The 16,536-nt window shown below is 44.9% G+C and carries 8 protein-coding genes; 7 read left to right on the forward strand and 1 reads right to left on the reverse strand.

The annotated features are described in order from the left end of the window. Nucleotides 1–147: 147 nt before the first annotated feature. The 4 genes from QT992_RS08020 to QT992_RS08035 all read left to right on the forward strand — a co-directional run bounded on the left by QT992_RS08020 (nucleotide 148) and on the right by QT992_RS08035 (nucleotide 9,796). Nucleotides 148–834, forward strand: a complete 687-nt coding sequence (locus tag QT992_RS08020; RefSeq protein WP_333376791.1) for a ribonuclease HII — start codon at nucleotides 148–150, stop codon at nucleotides 832–834. 507 nt (nucleotides 835–1,341) lie between these two features. Beyond that, nucleotides 1,342–7,014 carry an AAA family ATPase gene (locus tag QT992_RS08025; RefSeq protein WP_333376793.1) on the forward strand — a complete coding sequence of 1,891 codons (5,673 nt, stop codon included), beginning with the start codon at nucleotides 1,342–1,344 and terminating at the stop codon, nucleotides 7,012–7,014. A gap of 620 nt (nucleotides 7,015–7,634) precedes the next feature. Then, nucleotides 7,635–8,030, forward strand: a complete 396-nt coding sequence (locus QT992_RS08030) for a response regulator (protein ID WP_333321135.1) — start codon at nucleotides 7,635–7,637, stop codon at nucleotides 8,028–8,030. Continuing rightward, a complete protein-coding gene (locus QT992_RS08035; protein WP_333321137.1) occupies nucleotides 8,027–9,796 on the forward strand; it encodes an adenylate/guanylate cyclase domain-containing protein in 1,770 nt (589 codons plus the stop codon). The genes QT992_RS08030 and QT992_RS08035 overlap by 4 nt, the downstream gene beginning before the upstream one ends. A gap of 283 nt (nucleotides 9,797–10,079) precedes the next feature. Here QT992_RS08035 and QT992_RS08040 read toward each other — a convergent pair whose 3' ends face one another. Beyond that, nucleotides 10,080–13,061, reverse strand: coding sequence for a PAS domain S-box protein (locus QT992_RS08040; RefSeq protein ID WP_333321139.1), 2,982 nt, complete (start codon nucleotides 13,059–13,061; stop codon nucleotides 10,080–10,082). Between the two features lie 693 nt (nucleotides 13,062–13,754). Between QT992_RS08040 and QT992_RS08045 the strand changes: the two genes are divergently transcribed. The 3 genes from QT992_RS08045 (at nucleotide 13,755) to trpD (ending at nucleotide 16,408) form a co-directional block, all read left to right on the forward strand. Then, nucleotides 13,755–13,928: a hypothetical protein gene (locus QT992_RS08045; protein ID WP_333321141.1), complete on the forward strand. Its 174-nt coding sequence runs from the start codon at nucleotides 13,755–13,757 to the stop codon at nucleotides 13,926–13,928. A gap of 130 nt (nucleotides 13,929–14,058) precedes the next feature. Further along, on the forward strand, nucleotides 14,059–15,249 hold the full coding sequence (locus QT992_RS08050) for a transposase (RefSeq protein ID WP_333341537.1): 1,191 nt from the start codon (nucleotides 14,059–14,061) through the stop codon (nucleotides 15,247–15,249). Further along, nucleotides 15,242–16,408, forward strand: a complete 1,167-nt coding sequence (trpD, locus tag QT992_RS08055; protein ID WP_333321142.1) for an anthranilate phosphoribosyltransferase — start codon at nucleotides 15,242–15,244, stop codon at nucleotides 16,406–16,408. The genes QT992_RS08050 and trpD overlap by 8 nt, the downstream gene beginning before the upstream one ends. Nucleotides 16,409–16,536: the final 128 nt, after the last annotated feature.

The following is a 16,536-nucleotide window of genomic DNA, read 5'->3' on the forward strand; positions in this document are numbered from 1 at the left end:
CCTATGAGCCGACGATCGAACTTTCGGGGCCGATCGAACTTTCGGGGCCGATCGAACCCAGCCAACCCAGCGAACCCAGCGAACCCGAGGAGCCGGCTATCAACCGCCGTCGCCGCCGCCGCTCGTCAGCCGTTGTGGATGAGTGATATGAAGTCAGAGGGAAGAAGGAAGAAGTCAGAGGTTCGAGGGAAGAAGGAAGAAGTAGAAATTTTTACTCTCTTCCCATCTTTCCATCTTCCCCTTTCCCCCTCTCCCTCGAACACTCTACTAATTGCGGGTGTGGATGAAGTCGGACGAGGCGCTTTGTTCGGGCCGGTGGTGGCTGCCGCCTGCATTTTGCCCGACGAAGTTCTCGATGAATTAGCAAGTTGCGGGGTGCGAGATAGCAAGCAGTTGAGTGCCGCAGCCCGGAGTCGCTTAGCTGTGAAAATCCGGGCTGTGGCTGTTGACTGTCAAATTGGTGCGGCTTCGGTGCGGGAGATCGATCGCCTCAATATTTTGCAGGCTTCTTTGTTGGCGATGAAACGGGCGATTTTGAAGTTGAAGGTGACGCCGGATTTGTGTTTGGTTGATGGGAATCAAAGGATTCCCAATTTGGCGATCGAGCAAGAGACGATGATTAAGGGTGATGCGCGATCGATTCAGATTGCTGCTGCTAGTATTGTGGCGAAAGTTTGGCGCGATGAATTAATAGTACGTTTGGCTGTTAAGTATCCTGAATATGACTTGACAAATAACAAAGGATATGGTACTGCTAAACATAAGTTAGCTTTGGAACGTTGCGGGCGATCGGCTTTTCACCGATTATCATTTAGCCCTTGTCGGAAATCTTAAAATAACCGTGAAAAACTTAGCTAATTCCAGGGCGATTATATAAAATTTGAAAAACCAAGAATTTCCGATTAAAAATTTCAGCTAGTGCAGGCTGAACAATGTGTATCACCTGTTAGAGAAACGAGCTAAGGATCGTGGATTAAATAACTTCCGTAGGTGTGGCCCGTGGAACGAACCCTCCGTTTCACTCCGCCCAACAATCAAGCTTGGGGTTGGGTTTCGTGCCTCAACCCAACCTACAAAAAATGCAAGTTATTTAATTCTCATTCCTAAGCAATAGAGTTTTCTTAGTCTATTCCCAAATTTATAATTTTCAGGCTCCGGTAGCATCTATAGAATCTTTATTTAACCTCTTCAGCATGACAAGCGAATTTCTTGATAGTACCCGCCACATGATTTATTCGTGGAATCAATCCAAAATCTAAAATCTAAAATCCTCACGCGCCCGAATTTATCCGTGGGGTGGCCTCTAAAATCTAAAATCTAAAATCTAAAATCTAAAATCGAATGACTGATAATATCTTAACAATTCCCGGCTATCGCATCATTGAGCAAATCTACAATGGCTCTAGAACACAGGTTTATCGAGGAGTTTCTGAGTCAAACCAAAAAGTAATTATCAAACTGCTATTGAGCGAGTATCCAACTGTGGGCGAACTGGTGCATTTGCGGAATCAGTACACCATTACCAAAAATCTTGACCTTCCGGGAATTGTCAAACCCATTGCACTCTTAAACTACCGCCATGCTTTTGCTCTGGTAATGGAGGATGTTGGCGGTGTTTCCCTTGCTGAATATACTGCTAATGCTGAAGCGAAGAATTTGGGCGATCGCCTATCAAGTAATTTTGAGGTTTCCTCCCCCCATACTTCGCCCCTACCGCTAGATGAATTCATGCCCATCGCGATTCAGATTGTCCAAACCCTAGAAGGATTATATCACAACCGAATTATTCACAAAGATATCAAGCCCCAGAATATTATCATTAACCCTAAAACTAAAGAAGTTAAATTAATTGACTTCAGCATTTCCTCTCTTTTACCCAGAGAAAACCAACAAATCCAAAATCCAAACGTCTTAGAAGGAACCCTAGCTTATATGTCCCCAGAACAGACGGGACGAATGAATCGGGGTATCGACTACCGCACAGACTTTTACTCGCTGGGAGTCACGTTTTACCAACTACTGACAGGGCAATTACCTTTTAACTCTACCGATCCAATGGAGTTAGTTCACTGTCATATTGCCAAGATTCCCACTCCCCCAATAAATCGGGTTCCAGCTATTGGGTTGATGGTGAATAATATCATTATGAAATTGATGGAGAAAACTCCAGAGTTACGCTATCAAAGTGCTGTTGGACTGCGATACGACTTAGAAAACTGTTGGCAGCAATGGGAAGAAAATAGCAAGATTAGCCAGTTTGCCTTGGGGAATAGAGATATTTGCGATCGCTTCGTCATTCCCGAAAAACTCTACGGTAGAGAAACTGAAGTTAAGACGCTATTAGAAGCCTTCGATCGCATCAGTCGCCCCGCCCTTACCAACGGGGAGCAAGGGAGAGTCGAAATCATGCTAGTGGCTGGCTTCTCCGGCATTGGTAAAACCGTTGTAGTGAATGAAGTTCACAAACCCATTGTCCGCCAACGGGGTTACTTTATCAAAGGAAAATTTGACCAATTCAAGCGTGATATTCCCTTTTCTGCATGGGTACAAGCATTCCAGAATTTGATGCGGCAATTACTCACCGAAAGTACGGCCCAGGTGCAGAAAGCGAAAGTCAAAATATTGGAGGCTTTGGGTGAAAACGGTCAAGTCATTATTGATGTCATTCCTGAATTAGAACACCTGATTGGCAAGCAGAAAAAAGTCACCCAACTAGAGGGGACAGCCGCTAAAAATCGCTTCAATTTATTATTTCAAAACTTCATCCGAGTGTTCGCAACAAAAGAGCATCCTTTAGTAATTTTTTTGGATGATTTGCAGTGGGCAGACTCGGCTTCATTGAAGCTAATGCAATTGTTGATGAGCGAGACGAATACCCGCTATGTGTTGTTAATGGGAGCGTATCGGGATAATGAAGTTTTTCCCGCACACCCACTGATCCTGACCTTGGATGAGATTCGCAAAAACTCGGCAACAGTCAACCAAATTACTTTAGCACCCCTAGACCAAACTTCCCTGAATAGCCTGATTGCCGATACTCTTTCCTGTCCAACTGAAAGGGCAATTCCTCTGACAGAACTAATTTTTACCAAGACCAAAGGGAATCCTTTTTTTGCTACTCAATTTCTCAAGTTTCTTAATAAAAATGGGTTAATCAAGTTTGATTTAACCCCCCCACTCCCCCCTTGGCAAAGGGAAGCAAGGGGGGGTTGGCAATGCGATATTTCCCAAGTTAGGACGCTAGCTTTTACCGATGATGTGGTCGAGTTTATGGCGATTCAGTTGCAAAACTTGCCCATAGATACCCAGAATGTTCTGAAACTTGCAGCTTGTATTGGCAACCAATTTGACTTAGCAACCCTGGCCATTGTTCATAAAAAATCTCAGAGTGAGACAGCGGCCCATTTGTGGAAAGCGTTGCAAGAAGGGTTAGTTATTCCGATTACTGAAGTTTACAAGTTTTTTCAGGACTCGGAATCAGTTGAAGTTGCACAAGCGTCGGAGTTATCGGTTCCCTACAAGTTTTTACATGACCGAGTGCAGCAAGCAGCCTATTTTCTGATTCCCGAATCCCAGAAACAGTCAACCCATCTCGAAATTGGGCAACTGCTATTGAGGAAGGGCGGGCACGGGGGCACCGCCCCTACGGAAGCAGAAATACAAGAGAAAATTTTTGATATTGTCAACCAGTTGAATATGGGGGTGGAGTTAATTGACTCTCAGACTGAGCAAGATCGACTAGCTCAATTAAATTTAATTGCCGGACGTAAAGCTAAAGCTTCAACTGCTTATGCTGCGGCAAATATTTATCTGCAAACAGGGATTGAACTCTTGAGGGCAAACTGCTGGCTTGTTCAGTATGAATTGACCCTGAATCTCTATATTGCTGCCGCTGAAGCTGCCTATTTGAATGCTGACATTGAGGGTATGGAACAGATGGCAGCACTGGTTTTGCAAGAAGCCCAAACAATTTTAGATCGAGTTAAAATTTACGAAATTAAAATTGCAGCTCAGACAGCCCAGAGCAAGGTGTTAGAAACGATCGCCGTAGCAAGAGAGGCACTCTTACAATTGGGGATTGAACTCCCTGCCGAACCAGATGAAGCCTTGATTGGCAAAGCGCTACAAGCCCTTGCGCCCCTCCTCGGCGGCAGAAAGATTGAGGAATTGGTTGACCTACCTGTGATGACAAATCCACAGACTCAGGCAGCTATGCAACTGTCTGGTATGTTGTTTCCACCCATTTTCCAGGGAATGCCCGGTTTACTGCCCCTGCTTAGCTCAACGATGGTGAGTTTATCGCTCTCTTTTGGGAATGCACCCGCATCGACTGTGGGTTATGCGATGCACGGGATGGTGTTGTGTGCCTTTTTACAAGAGGTGGAAACGGGCTATGGCTTTGGGAAATTGGCACTTTCATTACTCGATAGGTTGAATGTGTCCGAACTCAAGCCCACAGTTCTACTTTTATTTGGTGGCTGGATTCAGCATCATCAAGAATCTCTTTTGGCAACGATACCGACGCTGAAAGATGGCTTTACGGCTGGCATGGAAACTGGCGACTTTGTAGACGCTGGCTACAACATATATATTTATTTTTATACGCATTTATTCGCTGGGGTAGAACTAGACACTTGGGAACCAGAAATAGCAGGTTACAGGGCTGTTATGGCGCAGTTGAAACAATATTCTGCTCAGATTTATTTGGATATGGTTCAGCAGACGCTGCAGAACTTGAGGGAAACCCGTATTCGGCCGGATTTGTTAATAGGCTCCGCCTACGATGAAACGGTGATGATTCCCAAGCACTATCAGGATAATGAATTCACGGCGATCGCCTGTGCCTGCATCTTCAAACTGCTGCTTGCTTACTGCTATGGCAATTACACGGCTGCCCTAGACAACATTACCCAAGTCAAACAGTATTTGATGGGAGTATCGGGATCGGTTTTTGTTCCCATTTTCCATTTTTATGCCGCCCTCACCCACCTGGCACTTTTTCCCACACAGCCAGAAACCGAGCAAGCTTCCATTCTTGCCCTGGTGGAAACCCATCAAACCACGCTGCAACAGTGGGCGCAAAATGCTCCCATGAATTATTTGCATAAATGGTATTTAGTGGAAGCAGAACGACATCGAGTTTTAGGTCAAAATATGGAGGCGATGGATTATTACGATCGCGCTATTAAACTCGCTAAAGAAAATCAGTACATTAACGAAGAAGCACTTAGCAATGAGCTGGCAGCAAAATTCTATTTAGCCTGGGGAAAAGAAAAAATTGCCCAAGTCTACCTAACTGATGCTTACTACGCCTATGCACGCTGGGGCGCCCAGGCAAAAGTTGAGGATTTAGAAAAGCGCTATCTCCAATTACTTGCGCCTATTTTTCACCCTAAAACGAGCTTAAAAAGAGGTCAGACACTTGCCAAAATGATTGCGGAAACTGTTGCCAGTACCAGTTCAGGTGTTTCACAAGTTCTGGACTTGGCAACAGTAATCAAAGCATCTCAATCACTTTCAGGAGAAATCAACCTCGATAAATTGCTCTCTACTTTGATGCAAGTGATGATTGAGAATGCGGGTGCAGAAAAAGGATCTATGATTTTGATAGAAAGAGATTCTTTCTTCGTCGCAGCTCAATGTGCGATCGGTAAATCGTGCAACCTGCACTCAAGTCCCGTTGTTGACTCTAACGAAATTCCGATCGCGATTATTAACTATGTCTCCCGCACCCAAGAAACTTTGGTAATTAATGATGCGACGACTGAGGCTACCTTTGCTGCTGACTCTTATATCATCCAGAATCAACCCAAGTCGGTTTTGTGTCTGCCGATTCAACATCAAGGAAAGGCGATCGCCATTCTTTACTTAGAAAATACTCTCGTTACAAATGCCTTTACTCCTGACAGAATAGCAGTCTTAAAAATCTTAGCCTCCCAAGCTGCCATCTCCATAGAAAATGCCCAACTCTATGCCAACTTAGAAGCCAAAGTCGAAGAACGCACCCAAGAATTATCACAAGCTTTAAGCAATCTCGAAGCCACCCAAGAAGGATTGATTCAATCAGAAAAAATGGCAGCTTTAGGACAACTTGTGGCCGGAGTTGCTCACGAAGTTAACACTCCCCTGGGTGCGATTCGTTCCTCAGCCGGAAATGTTGCCAAATTCTTGAATCAAACCCTAGAAGATTTGCCCGCACTTTTTCAAACTCTATCCCCAGAAGAAGGGCAGAATTTCTTAGCATTACTTCAGCGTTCCATCCAACAAGAAACAAGCTTATCAACAAAAGAAGAACGCAAATTGAAGAGAGCTTTGAGAGGCCAACTGGAAGAATTAGGAATTGAAAATGGCGATACCGTAGCCGATCGCCTAGTGATCATGGGCGTTTATAATGAAATAGATGCCTTTGTCCCTTTGTTGCAAAGATCCGATAGTTTACATCTCTTGGAAATCGCCTACAAACTTTCAGAATTAAAAAGAGGCCTCGCTACTATCAACACCGCCACAGACAGAGCATCAAAAGTAGTTTTTGCCTTAAAAACTTATGCCCGCTACGAACAGTCGGGCGAAAAAACAGCAGCCAGTATTACAGAAGGTATTGAAACAATCTTAACCCTGTATCAAAATCTCCTCAAACAGGGAGTTGAGGTCATCAAAAACTATGCCGAAATGCCGCCGCTACTGTGCTATCCCGACGAACTCAATCAAGTTTGGACGAATTTAATTCACAATGCTTTGCAAGCAATGGATTATCGAGGCACGCTAACAATTGAGTTAACGGCTCAAGATGACCAGGCTAAGATTAGCATTAGCGACAGCGGCCAAGGGATACCAGAAGAGATAAAAGGGAAAATATTTGACCCGTTTTTTACTACTAAGCCTGCAGGAGAAGGCAGCGGATTGGGACTAGATATTGTCAAGAAGATTGTGGACAAGCATCAGGGAAAAATTGAAGTGGAATCAATTCCGGGCAAAACTACATTTAATGTTTTTCTGCCAATCATCGCTGTATAAGCAGGTCAATCGATTTTAGATTTTAGATTTTAGATTTTAGATTGACTTGCGCGAGATAAATGCGGGGGCAATAAGTGATTTTCGATTTTCGATTTGGGATTGATTCCACCGATAAATCACGTGGCGGGTACCACCTTTGAAATTCCTGGTCAAACCTCGCAAACGATATAAGGTAGTAAGTAGGTCGGATTTTGCTTGGTTACACCTCACATCTTGCACCATTGTCAATAAACCTTTTATGAACAGGCTTTTCGGCCTGTTCCACAAAAAAAATTTATCTCTTGTGGAACAGGCCGAAAAGCCTGTTAAGCGAGAATGGTGCAAGATGTCAGTTACACCCAGCCTGCAATCTACCCAACTGGGAGGATTTTAAAAGTTAAAGCGTTATGATGCCAATAACTTGGATTCCACGGGAAACAGATGTAAAACAGCAGTACGATGCGTTATGCTCAGCTAAGCTGCTACGCAGATAAGTTTCTTGGTTTCGGCGACTGGGGAGGGGGAGAGGATTTGGCGAGCCGTTGACTTGTGACATCTTAAAATAAGATGGAGCCTACTAATACACTTTACTAGTTTGACTACTTTTGCTACTAATAACAATTAAAAAGGAGAAAAAATAGATGTCTAAACCAGTTATTTTGTGCGTTGACGACGAGAGAATGGTGTTAGACAGTCTCAGGACGCAGCTAGCAGCAGCATTTGGGGATGCCTACATCTATGAAGGGGCTGAGGATGCTGAGGAGGCTTTAGATGTAATTAATGACCTCAACGACGAGGGAATTAGCGTTATTGTGATTATTTCTGATTGGTTAATGCCCGGTATCAGGGGAGATGAGTTGCTGATTCAAATTCACAGGGAATACCCCAAGGTTATTAAAATTATGCTAACAGGTCAAGCTGATGAAGTAGCAATTGACCGAGCCAAAAAACAGGCTAACCTTCATTGTTGCTTATCTAAACCTTGGTTGGAATCCGATTTGCTAGCAACTATTAAATCTGGTTTATCTAAACTATGAGCCAACAGGTAATTATCTGTGTCGATGATGAAAAAACTGTACTCAGGAGCCTCAAAGCAGAACTGCAAGAGGCTGTTGGCAATGATTATATAATCGAAATTGCTGAAGGTGGGCAAGAGGCATTAGAGTTAATTGAAGAATTGCTAGAGGATGGGGATGAAATTCCTTTAATTATTTCCGACCACATTATGCCTGATATGAAGGGAGATGAGCTGTTGAAACAGGCTCATCTAATTTCGCCTAAAACTATAAAAATTATGCTGACAGGACAAGCAGATATTGGGGCGATCGCCAATGCTATCAACTCTGCAAACTTATATCGTTATATTACCAAACCTTGGCACGCTGAAGACTTGAAATTGACGGTTAGAGAAGCGCTAAATAGTTATCTTCAAGATAAACAACTGACTGAACAAAATGCCCAACTCCAGCAAATAAATCAGGAGTTGGCCGAGTTAAACAACCAGCAAACCGTACTCATTGCTAAACTCCATGAAAGCGAAAACCGCTTGACACAGTTTTTGGAAGCAATGCCGATTGGTGTAGGTGTGCTGGATGCGGACGGCAAACCTTACTACATCAATCGGAAAGCAAAAGAGATATTTGGTAAAGGAGTTGTGCCCGATACCAGTTCCAAGCAATTGTCAGAGGTTTATCAACTCTATCAAGCAGGCACAAATCAAAAGTATCCTACGGAGAATTTGCCCATCGTGCGCGCCTTGAATGGGGAAAGTGCTACGGCTGACGATGCAGAATTTCATCAAGGCGACAAGATTATTCCCCTAGAAATCTTCGCTACTCCCATCTACGATCAACAAGGAAATATTGTTTATGCTATCCACACTATTCAAGATATCACGGAACGCAAAGAAGCTGAGGCAGAACGCAAAAAGTTCATCGAGGAGCTCTTTGAGGTCAATTGCAATTTGGAACTTTCACTGGATGCAGAATTAGAAATTGCGGAGGCGACAAGTCGCTTTGTACCCAATCAGTTTTTAGCTTTTTTGGGATGTGACAGTATTGTTGATATTAAATTGGGCGAAGCGGTAGAGTTGGAAATGTCAGTGTTGTTTTCTGACATCCGCGATTTCACTACTCTTTCGGAACAGATGACACCGGAAGAAAATTTCAAATTTATCAATTCTTTTCTGAGTCGAATGGAACCGCTGATTGTGGAAAATCAGGGGTTTATTGATAAATATATTGGCGATGCAATTATGGCTTTGTTTAGCGAGGGGGCGGATGATGCTGTGAAAGCGGGAATTGGGATGCTGCATACTCTTGCTGAATACAATCGAGATCGCGCTTCTGTGGGTTATGTGCCAGTTGAGATTGGGGTGGGAATCAATACTGGTTCTTTGATTCTGGGTATAGTGGGCGGAAAAAGCCGGATGGACGGTACTGTGATTAGCGATGCGGTTAATTTGGCTTCTCGGATTGAAAGTTTGACGAAGAATTACGGGGTGTCGCTGTTAATTACTCAGCAGACATTCGATCGCTTGACAAATCCTGCTGATTATGCTATTCGGGTAATTGATAAAGTTCAGGTTAAGGGTAAGTCTGAATGGGTGACTGTTTATGAAGTTTTTGATGCGGATTTGCCGGAAGTTAAAGCGGGGAAGTTAGGGACTAGGGAAATATTTACTGAGGCTTTGTCTTTGTACAATATGAATAATTTTAGGGAAGCTGCGGGACTTTTTGCGGATTGTTTGGGGCAAAATCCGGGGGATAAGGTGGCTCGAATTTATTGGGAAAGGTGTCAGTAGTTAGTTGGTAGTTGGCAGTTGGTAGTTGGCAGTTGGTAGTTGACAGTTGACAGTTGACAGTTGACAGTTGTCAGTTGTTAGTTGGTGATTTTTAGTAATAACCAAGGACTACTGACTGCTGACTAATGATTAATGATTAATGATTAATGACTAATGACTAATGACTACTGACTGCTGACTGCTGACTAATGATTAATGACTAATGACTACTGATTACTGACTACTGACTACTGACTACTGACTACTGACTACTGACTAATGACTAATGACTAATGACTGCTGACTACGGTTGTTCGATCGGCAATTCTATGATAAACTCGGCTCCGTGGCCGAGTGCAGACACGCAGCTAAGTTTGCCACCGTGTTCTTCGATAACTTTGTAGGAAATGGACAGGCCCAAACCGGTGCCTTTGCCGGCGGGTTTGGTGGTAAAAAAAGCCTCGAATAACTGTTGGGAAACTTCTTCTGGCATACCGGGGCCGTTGTCAGAAATCCTAATTACAGCATTGGAGTTTTGGACTTCTGTCCTAATTTTAATCTTGCTGCGGTTAGCTTTGACTTCGGCAACTGAACGCCCTTCGTTGTATTCCTCGATCGCGTCGATCGCATTTCCGATCAAATTCATAAATACCTGATTGATTTTCCCGGCATAACACTCAACCAAAGGCAAATTTCCATAGTCCTTAATTACCGCAATTTCGGGATAGTTGCCTCTGGCTTTCAGGCGACTTTGCAGAATCAGCAACGTTCCTTCAATCCCTTCGTGCAGGTTAACTTTGCTCATTTGAGAATCGTCTTTGCGAGAGAAATTTCTGAGCGATCGCACGATTTCCCGAATGCGATCGGCCCCAACCTGCATCGAAGACATCGCTTTCGGCAAATCTTCTAGCAGAAACTCTAATTCGATATCCTTAATTTGATCTTGAATTGCTGCAGGCGGCTGCGGGCAGTGCTTCTGGTACATATCGAGCAAATTCAGCAAATCTTCCGTGTAATGGCCGACGTGGACGAGATTGCCGCAGACGCTGCTAACGGGATTGTTAATTTCGTGAGCAACACCGGCTACCATTTGACCGAGAGTAGACATTTTCTCAGTGTGAATCAATTGAGCTTGAGTTTGCTGCAATTCGTGCAAAGTATTTTCGAGTTGAAGTTTTTGTTTGGTTAACTCTGTTTGCGATCGCAGTAAAGCTTCTTCACTGCGTTTCTGCTCGGAAATATCAGTAATTAACCCTTCCAAAGCTATCAATTCTCCAGAGGCCGAAAACACTCCCAAACCTTGCTCCCAAACCCATTTTAATTCGCCATTTTTAGTAGTAATTCGGTAATTTAGCTGATAGGGCCGGTTTTCTTGTAAGGCAACTTGCACGGCATTCCACAAATTCTCGCGATCGTCCGGGTGAGTCAAATCCGATATAGAAACTTCCCGAGTGCCGATAAATTCTTCAGGAGAATAGCCGGCTAACTGATAGCAACCTTCGCTGACAAATTCCATACTGCGATCGGCATCGTTGCGAAAACGGTAGGCCATTCCCGGCAAATTGCTCATCAGCGTCGCCAAGGCCCGCTGGCTTTCCCGTAGGGCTTCTTCGGCGTGTTTGCGATCGGTAATATCCGTCATCACCGCCAGCATACAGAGTTCGCCGTCCAAATTAATCAATTCCGCTGACAGCAAACACACCACCACCGATCCCGACTTCATCCGAAACTCGCATTCCTGATTGCGAACAACACCTTGTTCGTGCAAAATTTGTCTAAAATTAAGTCGGTCTTCAGACCTTACCCAAATATTTAACCCCGGTACTGTATTCCAGGTCGTTTCTTCTAAATCGTAACCAGTCATCGACAGAAAACTATCATTAACTTCAATAAAACGACCCTCATCAAAAGTAGTAATAATCATCGGATCTGGACTAGAGCGAAAAGCCTTAGAAAACTTTTCTTCCGATAAGCTCAACTTTTTAATAGCCTCTTCCAACTGACTTGTCCGCTCTTTAACCCGCCATTCCAATACCTCATTAGCCTGCTTCAGCGCTTCCTCAGCCTGCACTCGATAAGTGATATCGCGCACCACGGCTTGCACCCCTATTTTGCCACCGATATCCATAGAAGTTAGCAGCACCTCCGCCGGAAACTCAGAACCATCCAAACGGCAGTGCCGCCAGTCAAAGCGGCAATTTCCCGATCGCAGAGCCGTATTAATTCGCTCTTGAGAAAGACTCATAGAATCTTGTCCGTCCGGTTGCAATGGCGGGCTAAATTCGGCAGGATGCTTGCCACAAAACTCCGACTCAGCGCTGCATCCAAATAACTTTAAAGTAGCCGGATTGCAATCCAAAAAACCCTCTTCGTCTAGCAGCATTACCGCATCAGTCGTCGATTCGTACAAAGTGCGAAACTTTTTTTCCGACGCCTGCAAAGAAGCAATCAACTGCATTTTTTCCTCAGCCGCCCGCTTTTGCTCAGTAATATCCTGCATTACTTGAGAAAAGCCCTGCAACTTTCCCCTTTCATCGCGCAAAGGAGTAACAATAATATTTGCCCAAAATCGCGTTCCGTCTTTGCGAAGCCGCCAGCCTTCATTTTCGTATCTACCTTCGGCCACCGCCCTGATTAATTTTTCTTGGGGCTTGCCGATTTCAATATCTTCTTTCGTGAAAAAACACTCCGCATTATTGCCGACTATTTCATGAGCTCTGTATCCCAAAATGCGTTCTGCACCTGAATTCCAGCTAGCTACATACCCATCAGGATCTAACATGAATATAGCGTAATCCTTAACGCCTTCAATTATTAAGCGCAGGCGTTCTTCGCTTTCTCGAAGTCCAGATTCTGCTTGCTTGCGCTGGGTGATATCTTCTACAAAACCTTCGTAGTAGAGCAATTTACCTGCTTCATCGCAGACAGCCCGCGCATTCTCAGCGATCCAAATTATTGTTCCGTCTCGGCGATAAATCTGCGACTCAAAATCCGATACGATGCCCTGTTCTTGCAAAGCATAAACAAACTGATCGCGGCGATCGGGATTGACGTAAAGCTGATGGCTGATATCAGTCAGACACCCCATTAATTCCTCGGCGGAATTATATCCGTAGATTCGAGCCAAAGCTGGGTTAGCGCTGATGTAGCGACCGGATTGGGTTGTTTGAAAAATACCAGACACAGCATTTTCAAACATACTATAATATTTTGCTTCCATTTGGTGCAGTGCCTCCGCGACATTCAGGCATTCTATCGCTTTATTTCCTAATTTTTGATTTCCCACTTGTGAATACCCTGCTCTTGTGTGTGAGTTGAATATTTTTGGTCTACCGCCTGTTAATTTTGAGCCGTTATTTAGGCTAAAGATGGTGTTTCGCAGCCGGATACGAGTGTGTTTATTCATCTGTCATACGGGGCTGTTAGTTATTAGTGATTGCTGCATAAAGTTTACTCGATCCGGTATTTATTTGATGCTTGACTGGCTATCACTATCGCATTGGCCAATAGATCGACCTGCGGTGCAGGTGTTCGATCAAAACCCGCTCCTTGCTTGAAATCTCCCTGAATATATTAGCAGTTTAATACCCTGAAATAAGTTAGTAGCAAGGATGTTGTTACAATAATAAAAGGCAGCGACTTCTACAACCGCAAGACTCTATTTTTAGGATTTGGGTGAGAGTGCGATCGACTCTTACCCGAAGCAACTAACCCGCCTGCAAGAGCTAAATGCTCGCTGTCCTTGCTGTCAGTCGATCTTAGATTTTAGATTTTAGATTAAAGTTGACTCCACAGATGAATCTGGGGCTCTCCTAATGTCTAAAATTTTTTGCTCTTCACAACTCCTGTCGGAAACTTTTATCGGTCTTTGGGTACTCTGAGTTACTGTTAAGTATTATTGCTGATAAATAATACAGCAGACTGCTGGCAGTTGTACGATCGGGGGTTTGTATGTAAAGTTGGCACAACAATAGGGTAATTGTTGTATCAAAAAATTCATATTCTGCTGCTGCGGGCGGAAAAATTCTGTAGCGGTGCTGGCATTTGGGCAAAAATCTGGGGCCGATCGCGCAAAATGTGGTCGGCAAGTCTGGTAAAATCCCGATCGATTCTCGGTTTTGCCGCAAAGCTCGATCGAGCTAAATTTGACTAGAAACTAATAAATGACCAGAGAAATGGGTACAAGCCTCCCCCTTCTAGGGGGACTTTCAATGAAGATGTCTTCAGTGAGGAGTCTGAATAAAGAAGCTCCTATTTATTCAGAGTCGCTGTATAATGGTTGTATGTTGAATCTAACCTACGAGTACAAGCTCATTCCCACCAACGCGCAACGCGAAACATTCGACCAGTGGCTGAACATCTGTCGCAAGGTCTATAACTTTGCGTTGCGGGAACGGAAGGATTGGATCAATTCTCGCAAGTGTGATATCAACTCGTGCAGCATCAAACAGGAATACATCATCCCTGCCGATGCACCTCGTCCAACCTTTGCCCGGCAGTGCAAAACACTGGCATTGGCAAAGAAGTCAATCCCCGAATTGAAGCTCCCTCACACCCATGTCTTGCAGCAAGTGTTGCGCCAGTTAGAGGCGGCGTTTGTAGCAAGGTGGGATCGCGGGCACGGCTTTCCTAGATTCAAAAAGCGGATGCGCTCCGTAGTGTTTCCTCAATTGAATCTAGAATCTGTTAAGTGCTTTAATGGCATCCATTGGGTCAACTTGCCCAAGATTGGAAGCGTCAAAATGCACCTATCGCGCCCAATCCCTGAAGGCTTTGAGGTCAAGCAAATTCGCGTTGTGAAACGGGCATCTGGCTACTGGGCCATGCTCACTTTACAATGTGATGTTGAAGTGCCTCAAGTCTCGGCATCAGGGCATGGATTGGGGATTGATTTAGGGCTAGAACATTTTTTGGCAACGTCTGATGGTGAATTGATTGATAGACCTCGATTCTTTGTGGGTGGACAACGCAAGCTGAAATCGCTGCAACGTCAACTGAAACGGAAGAAGAAAGGCTCTAGGAAATTTCGTCAGCTTCACCATCAAATTGCCAAACACCACGAGTACATCTCGAATTCTCGGAAAGATTTTCACTTTAAGACCGCTCATCATTTGTGCGATGGAGCCGAGACCGTCTTTGCCGAGGACTTGAATCTCAAAGCCATGTCAGCCGGGATGCTGTGTAAGCATACCCTAGATGCGGGGTTTGGGCAGTTTCTCAACATTTTGAGTCATATCTGCTTTAAGCGAGGTGTGTACTTCGCCAAGGTAGATGCTCATGGTACTAGCCAGACCTGCCCAAAGTGCCAAACCCATACAGGTAAAAAGGAACTGTCTCAAAGGGTGCATAAATGTCCTGAGTGTGGCTATGAAACGAATCGAGATGTTGCAGCCGCCCAAGTGGTTTTGCAGCGTGGATATACAGCGGTGGGGCACATCGCAGTGAATTTTGGGGAGGGCAAGCTACATGAGTAGTCCCCATGAACCAAGAATCCCCTCGCCTTTAGGCAGGGGAGTTGTCAAAGATTCTCCTCTACTAGCAACGCCAGAGTTATCCCCTGCTTCAACCCAGACGGCGGATTCTCCTGTGTGGCCAGCCCTCCTGCAACAACTATTAGACAGACAATCTCTCTCACGCGCCCAAGCAGCCGACTTGATGCAGGGATGGCTAGCAGAAGCTATTCCCCCCGTCCTCTCAGGAGCAATTTTAGCGGCCATCCAAGCCAAAGGTATCTCTGCCCAAGAATTGGTAGGAATGGCTCAGGTATTGCATTCTCAGTCGCTTGCAGGCGAGTCACAGAGCGTTGTCAATCCCAACTCCTCAATCTCCAATCTCAAATTAATTGATACTTGCGGCACAGGCGGCGACGGCGCTTCCACGTTTAACATTTCCACTGCTGTAGCTTTTGTGGCCGCCGCCGGCAAAGTTCGAGTCGCGAAACACGGAAATCGATCGGCATCGAGCAAAGTGGGTTCTGCTGACGTGTTGGAAGCACTGGGAGTCAACCTCAACGCCGATCCCGCGAAGGTGAGATCTGCGGTAGACTCCGTGGGCATCACCTTTTTATTTGCCCCTGGGTGGCATCCCGCACTTAAGGCTGTAGCGTCGCTCCGGCGCACTTTGAAGGTGCGGACTATTTTTAACCTATTAGGGCCCCTCGTCAATCCTATGCGCCCTACAGGGCAGATAATCGGGGTGTTCGATCCTAGTCTGGTATCAACTATTGCTCAAGCTTTGGGCGAGTTGGGGACTGAGTTAGCTGTAGTCGTTCACGGCAGAGAAAAATTGGACGAGGCGGGTTTGGGAGATGTGACTGATTTGGCGGTTTTGTCTGATGGCAAAGTGGAACTCACTACTTTAGACCCCCAAAAGGTAGGATTGACACCAAGTGCGATCGGCTCGTTAAAAGGCGGAAATGTTCAGGAAAACGCCGAGATTTTGCGGAACATTTTGCAAGGCAAAGGTACGCCCGCACAAATGGATGTTGTAGCTTTGAATGCGTCTTTGGCTTTTCAGGTGGGAGGTGCAATTCCTATGGGTTCTCACGCCGCAGGAGTTTCTCTGGCTAAGGAGATTTTATTTAGCGGTGAATCTTGGTTGAAGTTGCAGCAGTTGATTGAGTTTTTGAAATGAAGTCAGTTGTCAGTTGGGAGTTGGCAGTTGACAGTTGGCAGTTGGCAGTTGAGGAATGAGAATTAAATAACTTCCACAAGTTTGTGGGATGGGGAGCATCTCAGTTTTGCATTTACAGTGCGAGCGTC

Source organism: Microcoleus sp. T3_D1 (genome assembly GCF_036700405.1).
GTDB lineage: Bacteria > Cyanobacteriota > Cyanobacteriia > Cyanobacteriales > Microcoleaceae > Microcoleus.

Bases quoted from the DNA above. Each gene is read 5' to 3' on its own strand.
- QT992_RS08020 (WP_333376791.1), top strand. From the start codon at position 148: ATGAAGTCAGAGGGAAGAAGGAAGAAGTCAGAGGTTCGAGGGAAGAAG.
- QT992_RS08025 (WP_333376793.1), top strand. From the start codon at position 1,342: ATGACTGATAATATCTTAACAATTCCCGGCTATCGCATCATTGAGCAA.
- QT992_RS08030 (WP_333321135.1), top strand. From the start codon at position 7,635: ATGTCTAAACCAGTTATTTTGTGCGTTGACGACGAGAGAATGGTGTTA.
- QT992_RS08035 (WP_333321137.1), top strand. From the start codon at position 8,027: ATGAGCCAACAGGTAATTATCTGTGTCGATGATGAAAAAACTGTACTC.
- QT992_RS08050 (WP_333341537.1), top strand. From the start codon at position 14,059: ATGTTGAATCTAACCTACGAGTACAAGCTCATTCCCACCAACGCGCAA.
- trpD (WP_333321142.1), top strand. From the start codon at position 15,242: ATGAGTAGTCCCCATGAACCAAGAATCCCCTCGCCTTTAGGCAGGGGA.